We start from the raw sequence: 2,217 nt of genomic DNA, 5'->3' as shown, positions 1-2,217 counted from the left end.
GGTCTTTGCCGCGCTCACGCTGCTGTGCACGACACTGCGCTGCTCATCTGCAGCGCGGCGCGCAACGCAAAGAAGCAGACGAGCGCGGAGCGCTTTATCGACAGCCGGATGAGCGTCGCGTCGACGGCCGCGATGAGCGGCGCGGCGATGGCATCGGGCGCAGCGGGTGCAAGCGGTGCTGCAAGCGCGCCGCGTGGCGCATCGTCTTCGGGCGGCGCTTCGTCTTCGTCTTCGGGCGCGGCCGCGGGATCGGCGTCCGCTTCCGCACGCCGCGCCGCGCCCGGCGTCGCGTTCGCGCCGCAAGCGCCGGCCGCCGACGCGGGCTGGGACGCGCATCTGCGTTATCTGGGCGCACGCATGCGCTATGCAATCGGCGCGAGGCTCAACCGCGCCGGACTGCGCAACGCGCGCGCGTCGCTCGCCGCGGTTGCAGCCGTCATCGTGACCTTGTGTCTCGTGGCCGGCAGCCAGGGCGGCCCACTCGCCGCCGGCGTCACGCTGCTGGGCTGCGCGGTGTTCCTCTACTTCGTGATGTCGATGCGCGCAAGCCGGCGCCGTCAGGCGATCGTGCGGCAACTGCCGTCGTTTCTCGACGGCATCGTGCGTCTGATCACGCTCGGCAACAGCGTGCCCGCCGCGTTCCAGGCCTCGCTGCAAACCACCGAGGCGCCGCTGCGCGAATGCCTCGACCACGTTTCGCGGATGCTCAGATCCGGCGTCGAGATCGACCGCGCGCTGTCTCACGTCGCGGTCCTGTACGGCGCGCGCGAACTCGAACTGGTGGGCGCGGTGCTGCGGCTCTCCGTTAAATACGGCGGCCGCGCGGACGTCATGCTCGACCGCATGTCGTCGTTCATGCGCGATCTCGAGCAGGCCGAACGCGAACTCGTCGCGATGTCGTCGGAAACGCGGCTGTCGTCGTGGGTGCTCGGCATGTTGCCCGTCGGCATAGGCGGCTTTCTGATTCTGACGAACCCGCGCTATTTCGGCTCCATGTGGTTCGATCCGGGCGGCCGCCAGATTCTCTATCTCGCGTTCGCGCTGCAATTGACGGGCGCGTATCTGCTCTACCGGCTCGCCCGGTTGAAGGCATGACGATGCGCCCGAACGAACTCTTCGCTCTTGCGCTTGCGTTCGCCGCCGCGGGCTTGCTGCTGCTTGCCGGCTTGCTGGTCGCGCGTCTTGCCGCGGCACGCCGCAGCGCTCGCACGCTCGCGCACGCACTCGACGGACGCGCGCTGCAAAGCGCGGCGGCCGCAGGCGCTCGTGGCGCGCAGGCGGGCAATGCGGCGAATGCCGCGCAGCGCGGCGGCGCTGCGAACGCATCGAGCGTGGCAAGCGTGGCTAGCGGGTCGCACGCGCCCAATGCGTCCAATGCCGCGCACGCGCTGAATACATCGTCCTCGCGCGGCACTTCGGCCAACGTCAAGCGCGCACGCGGCATGAAAGGCCTGCTCGAACGATGCGCCGACGCCGGCACGCGCTGGCTCGACACATCGGTTGGCCGGCAGGTCGTCGCGCAGGAGGACCGGCGGCTTCTCGAACAGTGCGGTTTCGTCGATGCCCGCGCGCGCGGACTGTTCCTGATGGCGCGGATCGCGGGCGCGATCATGCTGCCGCTCGTCGCCGGCCCGATCGCGCACGCGCATGTCGACGGTCCCCGTTATGTGCTCGTCGTGATCGTCGCGTTCATGTGCGGCGTGATGGCGCCGAAGCTGGTGTTGCGCCGGCGCGCGGCGGCGCGTCGCGGCGCGGTCGTCGACGAATTGCCGATGCTCGTCGATCTCTTGCGCCTCTTGCAGGGCGTCGGCCTCTCGCTCGATCAAAGCCTTCAGGTGATGGTCAACGATTTTCGCGGCGTCTTGCCCGTGCTCGCGAGCGAACTCGAAATCGCGCAAGGCCAGTTTGCCGCGGGCCGCACGCGCGAGCAGTCGCTGTCGCGGCTTGCGTCCAGCTTCGACAACGAAGACCTGCGCGCCGTGGTGCGCCTGCTGATTCAGGTGGACCGCCACGGCGGCGCGGTGCAGGAACCGCTCAAGCAGTTCGGCGACCGCCTGCGCGAAACGCGCCGCGCGATGCTGCGCGAACGGATCGGCCGGATGGCGGTGAAGATGACCGGCGTGATGATCCTGACACTGCTTCCCGCGCTGATGATCGTCACCGCGGGGCCGGGTGTGATGTCCGTGTCCCATTCGCTGAAGTCGATGCATCGGTAAG

1 protein-coding gene and 1 pseudogene are annotated in these 2,217 nt (G+C 69.1%); both read left to right on the top strand.

The annotated features are described in order from the left end of the window. Window positions 1-19: 19 nt before the first annotated feature. A pseudogene (locus BGRAMDRAFT_RS33145) lies at window positions 20-1,095 on the top strand (type II secretion system F family protein). Between the two features lie 2 nt (window positions 1,096-1,097). Further along, window positions 1,098-2,216: a type II secretion system F family protein gene (locus BGRAMDRAFT_RS33140; protein ID WP_006053308.1), complete on the top strand. Its 1,119-nt coding sequence runs from the start codon at window positions 1,098-1,100 to the stop codon at window positions 2,214-2,216. Window position 2,217 lies beyond the last annotated feature (1 nt).

Origin of the sequence: Paraburkholderia graminis C4D1M, from assembly GCF_000172415.1 — a bacterium.
Classification (GTDB): Bacteria; Pseudomonadota; Gammaproteobacteria; order Burkholderiales; family Burkholderiaceae; genus Paraburkholderia; species Paraburkholderia graminis.
Note: the sequence above shows the minus strand (reverse complement) of the source record. Positions and strands in the feature narration are given on the sequence as shown.

Bases quoted from the DNA above. Each gene is read 5' to 3' on its own strand.
- BGRAMDRAFT_RS33140 (WP_006053308.1), top strand. From the start codon at position 1,098: ATGCGCCCGAACGAACTCTTCGCTCTTGCGCTTGCGTTCGCCGCCGCG.